Annotated in this window: 16 protein-coding genes; all 16 read right to left on the bottom strand. The window is 58.7% G+C overall.

The features are described from left to right. Window positions 1-247: 247 nt before the first annotated feature. Window positions 248-772: a phosphoribosyltransferase gene (locus CBP34_RS13320; RefSeq protein WP_094098313.1), complete on the bottom strand. Its 525-nt coding sequence runs from the start codon at window positions 770-772 to the stop codon at window positions 248-250. 54 nt (window positions 773-826) lie between these two features. Further along, a complete protein-coding gene (locus CBP34_RS13325) occupies window positions 827-2200 on the bottom strand; it encodes an adenylosuccinate synthase (RefSeq protein WP_086927748.1) in 1374 nt (457 codons plus the stop codon). 12 nt (window positions 2201-2212) lie between these two features. Beyond that, on the bottom strand, window positions 2213-3376 hold the full coding sequence (locus CBP34_RS13330; RefSeq protein ID WP_094098314.1) for an ATP phosphoribosyltransferase regulatory subunit: 1164 nt from the start codon (window positions 3374-3376) through the stop codon (window positions 2213-2215). Between the two features lie 95 nt (window positions 3377-3471). After that, complete coding sequence (locus tag CBP34_RS13335) at window positions 3472-3657, bottom strand: DUF2065 domain-containing protein (protein WP_086912875.1); 186 nt, start codon at window positions 3655-3657, stop codon at window positions 3472-3474. Window positions 3658-3674: 17 nt separating this feature from the next. Next, a complete protein-coding gene (gene hflC / locus CBP34_RS13340) occupies window positions 3675-4583 on the bottom strand; it encodes a protease modulator HflC (protein ID WP_094098315.1) in 909 nt (302 codons plus the stop codon). Window positions 4584-4592: 9 nt separating this feature from the next. Continuing rightward, the gene (gene hflK, locus CBP34_RS13345) at window positions 4593-5954 is read right to left on the bottom strand and encodes an FtsH protease activity modulator HflK (RefSeq protein ID WP_094098316.1); all 1362 of its coding nucleotides are present in this window, start codon (window positions 5952-5954) and stop codon (window positions 4593-4595) included. Window positions 5955-6007: 53 nt separating this feature from the next. Beyond that, entirely contained in the window at window positions 6008-7183 is a 1176-nt protein-coding gene (gene hflX / locus CBP34_RS13350) for a GTPase HflX (RefSeq protein ID WP_094098317.1), read from the bottom strand. Between the two features lie 60 nt (window positions 7184-7243). Then, window positions 7244-7498 carry an RNA chaperone Hfq gene (gene hfq, locus CBP34_RS13355; protein ID WP_086928773.1) on the bottom strand — a complete coding sequence of 85 codons (255 nt, stop codon included), beginning with the start codon at window positions 7496-7498 and terminating at the stop codon, window positions 7244-7246. A 104-nt stretch (window positions 7499-7602) separates the two neighbouring features. After that, window positions 7603-8946, bottom strand: coding sequence for a ribosome biogenesis GTPase Der (gene der, locus CBP34_RS13360; protein WP_094098318.1), 1344 nt, complete (start codon window positions 8944-8946; stop codon window positions 7603-7605). Between the two features lie 13 nt (window positions 8947-8959). Beyond that, window positions 8960-10126, bottom strand: a complete 1167-nt coding sequence (bamB, locus tag CBP34_RS13365; protein WP_094098319.1) for an outer membrane protein assembly factor BamB — start codon at window positions 10124-10126, stop codon at window positions 8960-8962. After that, window positions 10123-10809 carry a YfgM family protein gene (locus CBP34_RS13370; protein ID WP_094098320.1) on the bottom strand — a complete coding sequence of 229 codons (687 nt, stop codon included), beginning with the start codon at window positions 10807-10809 and terminating at the stop codon, window positions 10123-10125. The genes bamB and CBP34_RS13370 overlap by 4 nt, the downstream gene beginning before the upstream one ends. Before the next feature lie 14 nt (window positions 10810-10823). Continuing rightward, on the bottom strand, window positions 10824-12089 hold the full coding sequence (gene hisS, locus CBP34_RS13375; protein WP_236748584.1) for a histidine--tRNA ligase: 1266 nt from the start codon (window positions 12087-12089) through the stop codon (window positions 10824-10826). Window positions 12090-12236: 147 nt separating this feature from the next. Further along, a complete protein-coding gene (gene ispG / locus CBP34_RS13380; protein WP_094098322.1) occupies window positions 12237-13517 on the bottom strand; it encodes a flavodoxin-dependent (E)-4-hydroxy-3-methylbut-2-enyl-diphosphate synthase in 1281 nt (426 codons plus the stop codon). After that, window positions 13517-14455: a helix-turn-helix domain-containing protein gene (locus CBP34_RS13385; RefSeq protein ID WP_094098323.1), complete on the bottom strand. Its 939-nt coding sequence runs from the start codon at window positions 14453-14455 to the stop codon at window positions 13517-13519. The genes ispG and CBP34_RS13385 overlap by 1 nt, the downstream gene beginning before the upstream one ends. Next, complete coding sequence (pilW, locus tag CBP34_RS13390; RefSeq protein WP_094098324.1) at window positions 14448-15281, bottom strand: type IV pilus biogenesis/stability protein PilW; 834 nt, start codon at window positions 15279-15281, stop codon at window positions 14448-14450. Before pilW ends, CBP34_RS13385 begins: the two co-directional genes overlap by 8 nt. A gap of 26 nt (window positions 15282-15307) precedes the next feature. Then, on the bottom strand, window positions 15308-16429 hold the full coding sequence (gene rlmN, locus CBP34_RS13395; protein ID WP_094098325.1) for a dual-specificity RNA methyltransferase RlmN: 1122 nt from the start codon (window positions 16427-16429) through the stop codon (window positions 15308-15310). Window positions 16430-16437 lie beyond the last annotated feature (8 nt).

Raw genomic sequence — 16437 nt, forward strand, 5'->3', positions numbered from 1 at the left:
TACAACCCTGTCAACCCGAAGGTCTTTGCACTTACCTGCAAGCCGCTATCACCAGCAGCCCGCTCTTTTCAGCGCAGCCTTGAATTATATACCGGGTTTTACCCCGTCACATCCAAAACCGAAGCTTTTTGCAAATCTTCTTGCCTCACCAGCCAGGGCATCCACAAGGGACGCCTCTGAGTAGCGAAGTCTACTACTATAGCATGGAAACCAGGAGAAAGTCTGGCCCTGTCGGCGCAATCTTCGCTCAAACCTTCCACTTCTCCAGCAACTTGTCCGGTCCCAGACTGTCGTAACCCTCAAACGGCTGGTGAATCCACGGATTTGTAGGCAAAAACTCCACCGAGTAGTCCGGCGTGAACGTTGACAACCCCTTGGTCCAGATTACGGCGCTGCGCAATTCCGTGATGGGAGCGTAGCTCGTCTTCAACATGTCGATTACCGCATGCAAAGTGTGGCCGGAGTCCGCCAGGTCATCCACCAACAAGACACGCCCAGCAATTTCACCTTTGGGCGTTGTGATGAAGCGCGCGATATCCAAGTGCCCCTGCACCGTTCCGGCTTCTGCCCGATAGGAACTCGTCGACATGATTGCCAAAGGCTTGTCAAAGATGCGGCTCAGGATATCCCCTGGACGCAATCCACCGCGGGCCAGACAGAGAATGGTGTCGAACGCCCATCCCGACTGATACACCTTCAGCGCCAGCTTCTCGATAAGACTGTGGTATTCGTCATAACTCACATAAAGGTGTTTGCCGTCTTCGGTCAACATGTTCGCTCCTGATTTGATAGCTGCTAGCGCTTTGAAATTGAGGGCCCAGAGGGTTTATGCCACGTAAGGATGGCGCATCAGGATGGTGTGATCACGATCCGGGCTTGTCGAAATCATGGCGATCGGCACGCCCGTGACTTCAGCAATGCGTTCCAAGTATTGCCGTGCGGCAAGAGGCAGCTTGGCATAGTCCGTGACGCCGACGGTGGAATCGCTCCAGCCGGGCAGCGTTTCATAGATGGGTTGGCAACGGGCAATGTCGTCAGCCCCCATTGGCAGCAGATCAATCAACTCTCCGTCGAGCTTGTAACCGGTGCACAGCTTCAACTCCTCCAGGCCATCGAGGACATCCAGCTTCGTAATGCACAACCCTGACAGGCCATTGACCTGTGCGCTGCGCTTGAGCAAAGCCGCATCAAACCATCCACAGCGTCGACTGCGACCCGTCGTCACGCCCTTTTCAGCCCCCACCGTGCTCATGTGATAGCCGGGCGTGCCCGGTTTTTCCCAATCCAGCTCGGTAGGAAAGGGGCCACCGCCCACGCGCGTGCAGTAGGCCTTGGTAATGCCAAGGATGTAATGCAGCATACCGGGGCCGACGCCCGAACCCGCCGCAGCATTGCCTGCGACGCAATTGCTGGACGTGACATAAGGGTAGGTGCCATGGTCCACATCCAGCAGGGTGCCTTGCGCACCTTCGAACAGCAGGTTGTCACCCGCCTGGTGTGCTTCGTTGAGCTCCCGCGAGACATCCGCCATCATGGGCTTGAGCAACTCTGCGTGGCGCATGGCCTCTGTGTAGACCGCATCGAACTGCACTTCACCATCACGGATATAAGGCGTAAGAGCGTCACCAAAAATGAACTTGGCAGATCCCAGAAAGGTTGTCAGCACGTGATTGTGCAAAGCAAGGAGTTCGCGCAATTTCGCGGCAAAACGCTCCGGATACTTGAGGTCTTGGACCCGCAGGGCACGGCGCGCAATTTTGTCTTCATAGGCGGGGCCAATCCCCCGACCAGTGGTGCCAATCTTTTCCGTACCACCTTGTTCACGTGCCGCTTCCCGGGCCACGTCCAGCGCCGCATGAAATGGAAGGATCAACGGGCACGCCTCGCTGATGCGCAGGCGTGAACGCACTTCCACACCGGCCTTCTCAAGTCCTTCAATTTCCTCGAAAAGCTTGGCCGCAGACAACACTACCCCGTTGCCGATGTAACACTTCACACCCGGTCGCATGATGCCACTCGGGATCAGATGCAGCGCGGTCTTCACGCCATTGATCACCAGAGTGTGACCTGCGTTGTGGCCGCCCTGAAAACGGACAACGCCTTGCGCGCTTTCCGTTAACCAATCCACCAGTTTGCCTTTGCCCTCGTCACCCCACTGGGTGCCGACCACGACCACATTGCGACCTTTGGTAACTTTCATCACAGACCCAATTCAATTGTCAGTTGCTTCAATAGCTTGCACGACCCACTGACCGGAGACGGAAACCAGCTCTCGGTCACAATGGAACTCATCAACTTCACTTTCATGACCCGGCAGTACGCAGACCACTGTTTCGCCGCGGCTGCGCAAAGCTGCAATCGCAGCGTGTACATCACCCGAGTCGCCCCAGGGCGCACGGATGGCGGCCTTGAGCGCACGCGGCGACACGACGCTGACAACCTGCTTGATGTCAAGACTGAAACCAGCTGCAGGCCGGTTGCGGCCAAACACAGCGCCCACCTCGTCATAGCGACCGCCACGCACCAAAGCGTCACTGGCTCCGGGCGCATAGATGGCAAAGCGTGCTCCGCTGTAATAAGCGTAGCCCCGCAGATCAGCCAGATCGAAACTGACGCGGACACCCTCGAGTCGGGACGCCAACCACTTCAAATTCAATAGCACCTCGCGCACGCCGTCCGTGCGCTTGAGGGCTTTTTCGGCCTCAACCAGAACGCCGTCATCGCCATAGAGCTGTAACAGTGCGAGCAACCCCTCGCGCGATGCCACGGGAAAATCACGGGCCAAAAACGACAGTTCGCCGGAATCCTTGGTTGCCAAGGCTGCATGGATGGCCTGAAGCAACGGGGCATCCACGGCAACACCAGCGAGCAAGCTGCGAACAATGCGCACATCGGCAAGGTCCACGCTGGCATCTTGCACATTCGCCACGCGCAAGCAATCGAGGGCCAGCAGTGTCGCCTCAAGGTCTGCCTCCAGCCCCGCATGGCCATAAATTTCTGCACCAAACTGCAAAGGTTCACGCGTCGCATGGGGACGATCGGGGCGTGTATGCACCACCGGGCCGCAGTAGCACAGGCGGGTAACGCCCTTGCGGTTGAGAAGGTGTGCATCAATGCGGGCCACCTGGGGTGTGGTGTCGGCACGCAGCCCCAAGGATCGGCCAGAGAGCTGGTCCACCAACTTGAACGTCTGCAGGCCAAGCGCCTCTCCGGTTCCCGTCAGCAGCGACTCGAGGTGCTCCAGCAACGGCGGCATGACAAGCTCATAGCCATAGCAGCGGGCCGTATCAAGCAGCCCGCGACGCAATTCTTCGATGTGCCGCGCTTCGGACGGCAAGACATCGGCAATGTGATCCGGCAGGACCCAAGCAGACATGGAAAAATGGGAAGGCTGTTAAAAACGTGATTCTACCGGCAGGGACGAAGCCCCCTGAAACTCCGCTCGAAGTTGGGGGGAGACGCCAGGCAGAATCAGACAAGCAGCATCGCGATGCCAGAAACAATGCACAGCAGTGCAAAAAAACGGATCTGACCGTCGCGCAACTGCACCATCTGCGTAAAGACACGGCGCCAGCCGGAAGGTGACACGAATGGCAGCAGCCCCTCGATCACCAACACCAAAGCCAGCGCCGTCCAGAGGCTATCGTTCAATTCCACGTGGCACGGCCGGGTCGTTATTTGCGCGCCGGCTGAGCGGCAGGGGCAGCCGAGCCACCCCGGAAAACCTTGAAGAAATCCGACGACGAAGGATCCAGCACCATGACATCGCTCTTCTTGCTGAAACTTGCCTTGTACGCCTCCAGGCTGCGATAGAACTGCGCAAATTGAGGGTCGCGACCAAAAGATTCGGCATAAATGCGCGCGGCCTCCGCATCCCCTTCACCCTTGACTTTTTGTGCATCGCGGTAGGCATTGGCAACGGTGATCTCGCGCTGACGATCGGCGTCGGCGCGGATCTTCTCCCCTTCCGCGCCCCCCGTAGAACGCAGCTCATTGGCCACGCGCTTACGCTCTGCCTCCATCCGGCGATAAACGGACTCCGTAATCGCCTCAACATAGTCAACCCGGGTGATACGCACATCCACCACATCCACTCCCCAAGGCTTGGCGCCGCGGACGGTTTCCAGCACCTCACGTTTCACGTCGGCCATCAAGTCCTCGCGCTTCAGTGACAACAGTTCCTTGACGGTTCGCTTGTTGACCTCTTCCTGGAACGCATTACGGACCACGCGATTGAGCTGCATTGCACCCGCATTCTCATCCAGACCGACATTGCGGATGTATTCAGTGGGCTCGGAGATGCGCCAGCGCACATACCAGTCAATGACAACACGCTGCTTTTCAGCGGTCAGCATGGGTTCGGTGTCGGTGCTGTCGAGCGTCAACAATCGCTTGTCGATATAAGACACATTCTGAAAAGGCGGTGGCAGCTTGAAGTTCAGCCCCGGTTCCGTGATGACTTCCTTGATCTGCCCCAAGGCATACAAGACGCCAAACTGGCGCTGGTCCACGACGAAGAGCATCGAGCTCATCAATGCGAGCACTACCAAAACGGTAGAAGCAATAAATCCAACTCTATTCACAAAATGCTCCTAGCGGGTTTCGCGGTCACGTGTACGACTGCTGTCACGCGCACGGGAATCGTTCGACAAACTACCTGTCGGCGCCGATGGCGGCACGACCACCGCGCTGCCACTGGCGGGCGACTCGACGGTTCCAGCCGACTGCGCGACACCCTGCATGATCTTGTCCAGCGGCAGATAGAGCAGGTTTGAACCCTGCCGAGACTCCACCAGTACCTTGGTTACGTTGCCGTAAATCTGCTGCATGGATTCGAGATACATGCGGTCACGCGTAACCTGGGGGGCTTTCTGGTATTCCGCCAGAACAGACGAAAACCGCTGCGCATCGCCCTGGGCCTGGGCCACGATTCGCGCCTTGTAAGCGGCCGCCTCCTCCTTCAGCCGGGACGCGGAACCGACTGCACGGGGAATGACATCATTGGCGTAAGCCTCGGCTTCATTTTTTGCCCGCTCCCTCTCCTGCCCGGCCTTTAATACATCGTCAAACGACGCTTGCACCTGCTCCGGTGGACGCACACCCCCTTGTTGCAGATTGATGCCGACCACCTCCACCCCCACCTTGTAACGGTCGAGAATAGTCTGCATCAATGCGCGTACCCGCGGGGCAATCTGGTCACGTTCCTCGGCCAGGGCGGTGTCCATGCGCATCTTGCCAACCACTTCGCGCACGGCGGTTTCTGCCGCCTGCACCACCGCATCTGCCGGATTCTTGCTTTCGAAAAGCCACGCCCGAGCGTCGCTCAGGCGGTACTGAACGGCAAACTTGATTTCGACAATGTTTTCATCTTCGGTCAACATGGCTGACTCGCGCAGCCCCGTGCTCTTGATCACATTGTCCCGCCCTACGTCGGCCGATCGGATCTGGGTCACAAAGACGAGTTCATGGCGTTCGATCGGATAAGGAAGACGCCAATTGAAACCAGCCCCTTTGGTGCTTTGGTACTTGCCAAACCGCGTAATGACGGCCTGCTGGCCTTCCTGAACGATGAAAATACCGGTTCCCATCCAGATCACAAACACAATCCCGGCGATGAGTCCAATGCCCATGCCCGCGCTCTTCATGTCTGGCTGAAAGCCACCGCCATTGCCGCCACCGGGGCCACGCGACCCACCGCTCTTGTTGCCGAACAGCCCTCCCAGCTTGCGATTGAGGTCGCGCCACAATTCGTCCAGATCAGGCGGCTGCCCTGCAGACCCTTTATCACGCCCACGACCGCCCGGAGACTGCGCAGGCGGGCGTTCCGGCTCGGGGCGGTTGCCATCCTCGGGCTTATCCTCGCCGCGCCCCCATCGTGGATCGTTCAAGTTGAACATCCCCCGGATGCGTTCTGGCAGCATGGCCCAGCGGGGGTTACGGTCTTGGAAATTCATGCGCAAAGTCTCTGGTTCTCTGGTGACATTGATTCAACCAGCATTGTGCCCAATCAAGGCGCCTGGATCGGCAATTCAGTGAGATCGCCTGGGGTCATGTCGGCTTGGGCCACAAGCACGGTCTGCGCCAATTTTTGGCGCAGCGCATCCAGACCCTCCCCTGTCCGCGCACTGACAAACAAACGGTCCACCGGTCGCCCATCCAGTTCGTACATGTCCTGCAACGTAGCGGGTCGCTGCTCCGGTGAAACCGCATCGAGCTTGTTGAAGACCAACAACTGCGCGATATCGGCAGCACCGATTTCATGCAGCACGCGTTGAACTTGATCGATCTGCTCGGGAAAGTTGGGGTTGGACGCATCCACGACATGCAGCAGCAAATCGGCATCCACCGCCTCTTGCAGCGTGGCCTGGAAAGCGTCCACCAATCCGTGCGGCAAGTCGCGAATAAAACCGACCGTGTCTGACAGCGACACGGATCGGCCAGCTTCGCCCAGGTACAACTGACGCGTCGTAGTGTCCAGGGTGGCAAACAGTTGGTCGGCAGCATACGCCCTGGCCTTCACCAAGGCGTTGAACAAGGTAGATTTGCCGGCGTTGGTGTAGCCCACCAAAGAGATATTGAAAGTATCCCGCCGCTCACGCTGGCGCCGTTGTGTTGAGCGTTGGCGCTTGACCTTCACCAAGCGCTCCTTGGTCCGCTTGACAGCGTCATTGATCATGCGCCGATCCAACTCAATCTGGGTTTCCCCCGGCCCCCCGCGCGCACCAATGCCACCGCGCTGACGCTCCAGGTGCGACCATCGGCGGACGAGGCGTGTGCTCAGGTATTGCAGACGCGCCAATTCCACCTGCAGCTTGCCTTCGTGGCTTCGGGCTCGCTGGGCAAAAATTTCCAGAATCAGCAGCGTGCGGTCGTTGACCGGCAACTCCAGATGGCGCTCAAGATTACGTTGCTGTGCCGGGCTCAAGGACTGATCAAAAAGCACCTCTACCGCACCGTGCATCTGCGCAAGCGTGCGGATTTCATCCGCTTTGCCCGAACCAACAAACAGTGCAGCGTCTGGCGCCTTGCGCTTGCACGTCAGGCGTGCAACGGGCTCCAGACCCGCGGTCTGCGCCAGCAGCCCCAATTCTTCGAGATCGGAATCGAAATGAGGAAGGCCGAAATCGACTCCCACCAGAAGAACTGGAGCGCGGGGAGCATTGATCGAATCAGAGGAACTCAAATGAACCGGCCCATCTTCGTGGCCAGCCGTTGCTGGCCAGCCGTGCAGTGCCGCCGCAATTTAGGCGCCGCTATTGTCAGCATCCGGGGTGTCAGCGGTTGAGAAATTGACCGCACGCCCCGGCACAATGGTGGAAATTGCGTGTTTGTAGACCATCTGGGTCACCGTATTGCGAAGCAGCACGACATACTGGTCAAATGATTCAATTTGTCCCTGCAGCTTGATGCCATTTACCAGGTAAATGGAGACCGGCACATGCTCTTTGCGCAGGGCGTTAAGGAAGGGGTCTTGCAGAAGTTGGCCTTTATTGCTCACGATATTCTCCGTGTTCAAGTGTTGTTGTAAACCAGCACCTTACCACAGCGTGCGGCGCTGTTAGGCGCCCCCCGCCAAATCCCTCCGGATCTCACGCTCTTGATTCAACTGTCGTCTTTGTCGGCGAAGGGGTTGTGAGATGTCTTCATTTCGATGCGCAGCGGCGTTCCTACCAGATCGAATTCTTTGCGGAAACGCCCTTCCAAAAACCGCTTGTAGGCATCCGTCACGTGCTCCAGAGAATTGCCATGGATCACGATGACAGGGGGATTCATCCCTCCCTGGTGGGCGTATCGCATCTTGGGACGGAACATGCCTGCGCGCTTCGGCGCCTGAAACTGCACCGCCTCCAGCAATACGCGCGTGAGGACCGGCGTAGACATCTTGCAGGTTGCAGCCTTGTGCGCCTGGGCGATCGAGGCCCAAAGTGGTCCCAGTCCTTGCCTCTTTTTTGCGGAAATGAAATGCATTGCGGCAAACTTCAAGAATGCCAGCCGTGTTTCAATAGACCGCTCAAGCAATTGGCGCTGGTAATCATCAACAGCATCCCACTTGTTGACTGCAAGCACCACCGCGCGCCCACTCTCAAGGATGTATCCGGCAATGTGCGCGTCCTGGTCTGTAACACCCTGGGTGGCATCCAGCAACAGCAAGACAACATTGGCCGACTCGATGGCCTGCAGGGTCTTGACCACGGAGAACTTCTCGATGGCCTCAAACACCTTCCCCTTGCGACGCAAGCCGGCCGTGTCGACCAACTCAAATCGCTGCCCATTGCGCTCAAAGGGCACGGTAATGGCATCACGGGTCGTTCCCGGCATGTCGAATGCCACCAGACGCTCTTCACCCAGCCAGGTGTTGATCAGCGTTGATTTGCCCACATTGGGACGACCGGCCACTGCCAGCTTGATCACGCCCTTGTCGACGTCCTGCTCGGTATCCTCGGGCTCTGGCAGATGAAGCGGCTCCAGGGCAAGATCGACCAGCCCGCGGATTCCCTGCCCGTGGGCTGCTGAAACGGGGTAGACGTCACCCAGGCCCAGTTCGTAGAACTCAGCCAGCTGGATGCCTTGAAGCATGCCCTCTGCCTTGTTCGCGACCAGGACACAGGGCTTGCCAAGCCGGCGCAGATAGTTCGCAATATCGTGATCCTGCGCCGAAACACCCGCACGGGCGTCCACCACAAAAATCACCACATCGGCTTCCGCAACAGCTTGTTGGGTTTGCTTGGCCATCTCACGGTAGATGCCGCTGGACGCATCCGGCTCGAACCCCCCTGTGTCGATCACGATGTACTCGTGCTTGCCTTGCTTGCCGTTGCCGTAATGCCTGTCGCGCGTCAACCCGGCAAAGTCGGCCACGATGGCATCTCTTGACTTTGTGAGACGGTTGAACAACGTGGATTTCCCGACGTTCGGACGCCCCACGAGAGCGATAACTGGCTTCATTGAAAACAACCCATCAATCAGGACGGAAGCCGTATATCCCGCCATTGCGGGTGACAGCCACCAAAGTATCTGCAGCGACAACCGGCGCGGCGGCGATGCCGGAGGCATCTGTGGTCAAACGATTCAGAGGGCTGCCATCGTCGCGAGACAGCAGATGCACGAGCCCGGTCTCATCCCCCACGACAACAGAGCGCCCCAAGACCAAAGGTGCCGTCAGCTTTCGAAATTTGAGCCGATCCGATGTCCATGCACGCGTGCCATCAGCCCGGCGCCAGGCAAGCAGCGCACCATTGCTCTCCGTGCCGAAGATGAGCTCACCATCTCCGTGTATGCCCTCAGTTCCCGCAGCAAGCTGTGTCCACGCCACCGTGCCACGCGCCGTATTCACGCATCCCACTGCAGCCTGAAACGAGCGCGCACAGACACTGTCACCCACACGCGAAACACGGCCCACCAGCTCCACCAGCCGCTCCACATCATTCGTACCCCGGGCGCTGGCCAGAGGGGCTTCCCACCGAACACTGCCATTGTCAGGATTGAAACCCACCAATCGGCCGGCCAACCCGACCACCAGCGTATCGCCAACCGCCAAGAGCACACCGGACTGACGCAACACCAAAGGCTCACCTGGGCGGGACTGAATCCACAAACGCCGCCCCGTCGCCGCATCGTAGGCAGAAACCGACCGGTCAGCTGACAACACAAAAATGCGGTTTCCTGCAACCAGCGGGGCGGTGAAGGTTTGCGTCTGCAACGGCTTGCGCCACAGCTCACGCCCGGCCTCCAGAGCCACCAGAAAATTGCTGCGTGAAACCACAGCGGTCCACTTGCCGTCGCTGCCAACACCTGCCGACAAAGGCTCACCCAGCGCTGTGCGCCAGAGATCCGCCCCCGAGCGTGCATCCAGAGCGGCCACCACGCCGTCAGCCGAGGCGAGTGTCACGACGTGGCCCGAGGCGTGAATATCCAGCGGCAGCCCAGCAACGCTTCCGATACGCGCCGCCCAAACCTGGCGGACGCCGAGAACGGCGACATTGGGCCCAAGATCCGCAGGCACTGGCTTGGAACTCCCGCCCCAGAGAGAGCAGCCACTCAGAACAGTCCCAACCAAAAGTGCGGACGCCAAACACTTGGCACGCGATACCCACGGCAGGGAAAACGGGGTTAGGACGAATCTCATTTCTTGACCTCATCGGATGCAGCGACAGCCATGGCAGCACCTTGTGGATGCACTCCCAGAGCGTTGAGCTTGACTTCCACCAACCGGCGATACTCCACACGCTCATCGAACGCATTGAATGCGCGCTTGTACTCAGCGACGGCTTGGTCCTGCTTCCCCTGCAGCATCAAGATGTCGCCCTTGCGATCAGCGACCACCGCCTCAAACTCTGTGGGAAATGATCCCGAGACCAGCTTGAGCGCTTCATCAAGCTCTTTCAAATCCATCAGCACACTGGACAGCCGCAAGCTGGCAAGCGCCTTGTAGCCATCGTCATTGGCCTTTTCAGCAACCCAGGCCAATGCTTCCCTGGCACCCTTGATATTGCCGGCGTCGAGCATGGTTTTGGCAAGAATCAGCCCAGCTTGGGCTGTCTGGGTCGTTCCCGAATATTTGGACCGAAGGTCACCAAATGCCTGTTCCATGCGCGCCTGATCACCACTGTTGGAAGCCACATCCACGGCATCAAAAAGTGCCGCAGCCTGCGTTGCCTGGCGATTCTGCCAATACTGGTAGCCATTCCACGCGGCGACTGAACCAAACACCAGCAGCGCCAAGCTACTGATCAACGTGCCCCAGGTATTCCAGAAATGCTTGAGTTGATCAAGCTGCTCTTGTTCTTCGAGATCGAGATGATTGGCCATGAATATGCGTCGGATTAACGGGAAATTTGGAGGGCGCTGGCCCACTTGGAAACATTATCAAGGCGGTGCTCGGTCTGCGAGCCACTGCCATCTCGCAACGATTTGCACAAGACCATGCCACGCGCTAGCTCATCCGCCCCAAAAATAAGCGCATGCCGGGCACCACTGGCGTCCGCTTTTTTGAACTGGGATTTCATGCTGCCCATGCCTTCACCCGAAGCGGGGGCCCCATGCATCTGGGCACTGACACCATGCGCCCGCAACCTCTCCAGTGTTGCAATAGCCACAGGCAACGTGGTCACATCGGGGATGACGGCATAAACATCTGGGGATATCGGGGGAATGGCGCTGCCCTGCTCTTTCAAAAGCTCCAGCACTCGTTCCACCCCGAGCGCCCAGCCAACGGCAGGCGCTGCCTTGCCACCAATCTGCTCGATAAGGTAGTCATACCGCCCACCGCCGCAAATGGTGCCCTGGGAGCCCAACTGGTCGGTGACAAACTCAAACACTGTGAGATTGTAGTAATCCATACCACGCACTAACCGTGGATTGACCTGCCAGGAAACTCCGTTGGCATCCAGAATGGCCTTCACCACATTGAAGTGGCTCAAGGACGCTTCCCCAAGAAAATCGATCAATCGCGGCGCCGCTTCGACAATCGACTGCATCGCCGGATTCTTGGTGTCCAAAATCCGCAGGGGATTGGTGTGCAAGCGCCGACGCGCCTCCTCGTCAAGGGCATCCACATGGCGCTCCAGATAGTCAATCAAGGCGGCGCGGTGCGCCTTGCGTTCATCTGGTTGCCCCAGACTGTTGAGTTCGAGACGCACGTTATGAAGGCCCAGTTCTTTCCACAACGCATTGGCCAACAAAATCAATTCCGCATCCAGTTCCGCACCTGGAAACCCGAGTGCCTCCGCACCGATCTGGTGGAACTGACGGTACCGCCCACGCTGCGGACGCTCATGGCGAAACATGGGTCCCATGTAATACAAACGTTTGCCACCGTCGTACAGCATGGAGTGTTCAGCAACCGCGCGAACCACGCCCGCCGTCGCCTCCGGCCGCAAGGTCAGTTGCTCGCCATTCAGGCGGTCTTCAAAGGAATACATCTCCTTCTCGACAATGTCCGTAACCTCCCCCAGACCACGCACAAACAGCGGCGTCGGCTCGACGATCGGAGTGCGAATATTGCGATAGGCATACCGCTCCATGAGCGTGCGCACCTTGCCCTCCAGCCACTCCCACCGGGCGGAGTCGGGCGGCAGGATGTCGTTCATGCCTTTCACAGCGGTCAGCTTTTCAAGCTTCGACACAGGGGATCCTTTTTCAGTACTCACTGCGATATTTTTCTTTGTGGAGAGGGAGATAAGTTACCGGACACGCACATGACCGGCAGGTCAGCCCTGCCGAGATCGTGACGCCAGCTATGCAGCCGAAGGCACAGCCCCAAACCGCTTTTCGATGTAGTTTTCGACGATCTGGTGGAATTCATTGGCAATGTTGTCACCCCGCAGGGTCAGGACTTTTTCACCATCAATGAACACCGGGGCAGCGGGCGCTTCGCCGGTTCCGGGAAGACTGATTCCGACATCAGCGTGCTTGCTTTCACCAGGGCCATTCACGATGCAACCCATGACCGCAATCTTGAGGTTTTCCACACCGGGATAGCGAACGCGCCACACGGGCATCTGTGCGCGAAGAAAGTCGTCAATCTGTTTGGCGAGATCCTGAAAGGTGTTGCTGGTAGTGCGGCCACAACCTGGGCAAGCCGTCACGCTGGGCACAAAAATACGCAACCCCAGCGACTGCAGGATCTCCGACGCCACCACCACCTCCTGCGTCCGCGCTTCACCCGGCTGGGGCGTGAGCGACACGCGAATGGTGTCGCCGATACCCTCTTGCAGCAAGATCGACAACGCGGTGGCAGATGCAACGGTTCCCTTGGTTCCCATGCCCGCTTCCGTGAGGCCCAGATGCAGCGCGTAATCGCATCGGCGCGCCAACTCACGGTAAACCGAAATCAGGTCCTGAACACCACTGACCTTGCACGACAGGATGATCTGATTGCCGTCCAGACCCATGTCTTCGGCACGACGCGCGGACTCCACCGCTGAAGTGATCAGCGCCTCATACATCACCTGGCGCGCGTCCCAGGGAAGCGAACGTCGGCTATTGGCGTCCATGAGGCTTGCCAGCAGCTCTTGATCAAGGCTTCCCCAATTGACACCGATGCGAACCGGCTTGCTCCACCGCATTGCAGCTTCAATCATTTGGCCAAACTGGCGATCACGCTTGTCGCCCTTACCGACGTTGCCCGGATTGATGCGGTATTTCGACAATGCCTGCGCACAATCCGGAAAATCCGTCAGGAGTCGATGTCCGTTGTAATGAAAATCGCCGACCAGGGGGACACTTTCCCCCATCCGATCCAGTTGCTCCCGTATATACGGAACCGCCGCCGCCGCCTCTGGTGTGTTGACGGTGATGCGGACAAACTCCGACCCCGCCTGGGCAAGTTCCTTCACCTGGATGGCCGTACCGATCGCGTCCACGGTGTCCGTATTGGTCATGGACTGGACGCGCACCGGCGCATCTCCACCCACAGTGACAATGCGAGACCCCCACACTACCTGTGCCTGCCTGGAGCGGCGAGGTGCCGGCGTTGCCACGTTGATCGGAGCAGTATCGCTGACCTTGTTTTCCACTATTTCACCTCGAAGCGAGCGACGTTTTCACGGGACACGGGGCCGAGCTCATAGGGCTTGCCGCGCACAAAAACCTCGGTAGCATCCGCCCGGCCAATCACCACTGCCAGCGGCAGAGCGCCGGAAACAGAAACCGACTCATCGGGGGCCAGATTGCGCTGCAATACCACTGCACCTGTCGCATCACGAACCTGTATCCAGGATTCGCTGCGTGCCTTGAAAGCGAGAACACCGGCAAGCATATCGGCAGTCGGCAGGCCGGCGGCCGATGCTGCGGCGGACGGTGAAGCGCTAGCGGGTGCAGCGCCTCCCACCGGCTCAGTCGACTCACTGGCAAAAACCGCGACCTCCGCACCTGAGGCAGAAGCGGCGCTCGCCGGCGCTGGAGCCACTGCTGCAGGACGATCCTGCGCCCCATCTGCAACGGGTGTTGAAATCGTTGTGCTTGTCCATGCTTGCTTGAACCAGGCTGACAAATCGTCATCCAGGCTGCGAGGTAGGAAAATCAGCAGCGCAGCACCGATCAGGAGCAGGCCAACCGCCCACAGCAAGGGGCGCGGCCCTGGCGCGGCAAACGGCGTAGAGGACGACTTACCCGTGAATCCCTTGACGGGCGCACTCAGGCTCGTATCACCAACGGAAAGCCTCGGACCTTCTCCCTGGGGAAGAAGCGTCAAAACGGGCTGAGGGTCCATCTTCAGGGTGCGGCAGACACTGGAAGCCAGCGCGCGGACAAAGACGATGTCCGGCAGTGCAGAAAACTCGTCCGCCTCCAAGGCTTCGAGCTTGCCCACAGGAACCTTCAGGGCAGCAGCCAGTGCGGCAATGTGCAACCCTGCAGCCTCACGGGCATCTCGCAACAAAGCGCCCGCTGTCACCCCTTTCACAAATTGGTCGGGCGATTCAGCCACCAACTGCGCAGCCATCGCCTCATTCATTGAATGCCCCGCGTTCAAAAGCACCCCATTCCCGCGAATCCGGGAACCGCTTGCGCAACTGATCGGCAAGCTGCCTTGAAGCCACGATGTCGCCCAAGGCACGCTCCACCTTGATCCCCAGCCACAGGGATTCTGAGTTGGCATATTCGCTGTTATTGATGCGCCGAATGTAAAACTGCGCACGACTCAATTCATTGCGGCGCAACAGCAGCGCCGACAGGTGATAACCCACCACGGGATTTGCGGCGTCGAGTTCATAGGCCTTGATCAGGGACTGCTCTGCTTCTGCATACTGTCCAGCGCCTACTTGACAAAGCCCCCTCGCCATCAAGGTCTTACTGCGGGCAACGTAACCGGGATTGGTCAGCGCACGGAGAAACTGCTGATCAGCTTCTACGTACTTTTTCTGCTGACATAAAAGCCAGCCAAAGTTGTGCAGCAAACTGGAGTCGCCAGGGCGCAATGCCTGTGCCCGGCGAAAGCTCTCTTCCGCCTGTGCAAAGTCATTGAGGCGCAAATAAATAAGGCCACGCAGGTTGTAGGCGTCGGCGTAGCTCGAATCAGCGGCAAGCGACTGCTTGACCTCGTCCAGGGCCACGGCAGTTTGCCCCATCTCGAAATAGTTGGAGGCCAACTCCAGGCGGATTCGCGCACGGCGCCGTGCATCGGGCTCATCGGACGGGGTCACCAGATCGGCAGTGGACTCCGAAGCGGACGCCCCCCCGTTTGCCGCACAGCCTCCAAGACCAAGAAAAAAAGCCAGGGCACCACAGGCCATGAGCGTCCAGCGGCAATATTGCTGCCAGCGTCCAATCGATCCCACCATGTAGCGCTTCCTCGTTAAGTGGCGACCTAAGTCACCTGTTTGAGCACGATTGTGCGTTGCTTTGCCATCCGCTCAAGCGCACGTGTGCGGTCTTTCACGTCGCCCGCCAACTGACCGCAGGCGGCATCGATATCATCTCCGCGCGTCTTGCGCACGGTCGTGACAATTCCCGCCTCACTCAGCACTTTTGCAAATGCTGCCACCTGTGCCTGGGAAGAGCGCGTAAGACCCGACGCGGGAAATGGATTGAACGGAATCAGATTAAATTTGCAGCGGATCTGGCTACCGCGTGCTGGCTTGACCAGTTCAATCAGCTGATGGGCGTGCTCGATCTGGTCGTTCACGCCGTCCAACATGCAGTATTCGAATGTGATGAAATCCCGCGGTGCATGCTCCAGATAGCGGTGGCAGGCATCCAGCAACTCCCGGATCGGATATTTGCGGTTCAGCGGAACCAGATAATCGCGCAATGCGTCATTGGGCGCATGCAAGGAAACAGCCAACGCCACCGGACAGTCCTGTGCCAGCCGGTCCATCATGGGGACAACACCTGAAGTGGACACAGTGACGCGCCTGCGCGACAGGCCGTACCCATGGTCATCCAGCATGACCTTGAGCGCCGGCACAAGGGCGGAATAGTTTTGCAGCGGCTCGCCCATCCCCATCATCACCACATTGGAGATGATGCGGGACGCCCCGCCAAGACGCTTGCGCAATGCGTGCTCGGCAAACCACAACTGCGCCACAATTTCACCCGTGGTGAGGTTGCGGCTGAAGCCCTGGTGACCCGTTGAGCAAAAACGGCATCCTACCGCGCAGCCCGCCTGAGACGATACACAGAGGGTTCCCCGGTCATCTTCGGGGATAAAAACCGACTCGACGGCGTTGCCGCCACCCACATCAAACAACCATTTGACGGTGCCATCGGCCGATACATGCTCACTGATGACGGGCAGGGCCTGCACATGCGCACAGCCCGCCAGCTTACTTCGCAACGCGACGGCCAAATCGCTCATGTCGTCAAAATCGCTGGCTCCCCGTTGGTGAATCCAGCGAAAAAGCTGCGTGGCACGAAACCGTTTTTCTCCGAGCTGCCCACAAAATTCGGCCAGCCCGTCGAGATCAAAATCAAGAAGATTGGTTTTCATGATTGCCG

Origin of the sequence: Acidovorax carolinensis, from assembly GCF_002157145.1 — a bacterium.
GTDB lineage: Bacteria > Pseudomonadota > Gammaproteobacteria > Burkholderiales > Burkholderiaceae_C > Acidovorax > Acidovorax carolinensis.

Coding starts and splice junctions, on each gene's coding strand:
- CBP34_RS13320 (WP_094098313.1), bottom strand. CDS start 772: ATGTTGACCGAAGACGGCAAACACCTTTATGTGAGTTATGACGAATAC.
- CBP34_RS13325 (WP_086927748.1), bottom strand. CDS start 2,200: ATGAAAGTTACCAAAGGTCGCAATGTGGTCGTGGTCGGCACCCAGTGG.
- CBP34_RS13330 (WP_094098314.1), bottom strand. CDS start 3,376: ATGTCTGCTTGGGTCCTGCCGGATCACATTGCCGATGTCTTGCCGTCC.
- hflK (WP_094098316.1), bottom strand. CDS start 5,954: ATGAATTTCCAAGACCGTAACCCCCGCTGGGCCATGCTGCCAGAACGC.
- der (WP_094098318.1), bottom strand. CDS start 8,946: ATGAAGCCAGTTATCGCTCTCGTGGGGCGTCCGAACGTCGGGAAATCC.
- bamB (WP_094098319.1), bottom strand. CDS start 10,126: ATGAGATTCGTCCTAACCCCGTTTTCCCTGCCGTGGGTATCGCGTGCC.
- CBP34_RS13370 (WP_094098320.1), bottom strand. CDS start 10,809: ATGGCCAATCATCTCGATCTCGAAGAACAAGAGCAGCTTGATCAACTC.
- hisS (WP_236748584.1), bottom strand. CDS start 12,089: ATGAACGACATCCTGCCGCCCGACTCCGCCCGGTGGGAGTGGCTGGAG.
- CBP34_RS13385 (WP_094098323.1), bottom strand. CDS start 14,455: ATGAATGAGGCGATGGCTGCGCAGTTGGTGGCTGAATCGCCCGACCAA.
- pilW (WP_094098324.1), bottom strand. CDS start 15,281: ATGGTGGGATCGATTGGACGCTGGCAGCAATATTGCCGCTGGACGCTC.
- rlmN (WP_094098325.1), bottom strand. CDS start 16,429: ATGAAAACCAATCTTCTTGATTTTGATCTCGACGGGCTGGCCGAATTT.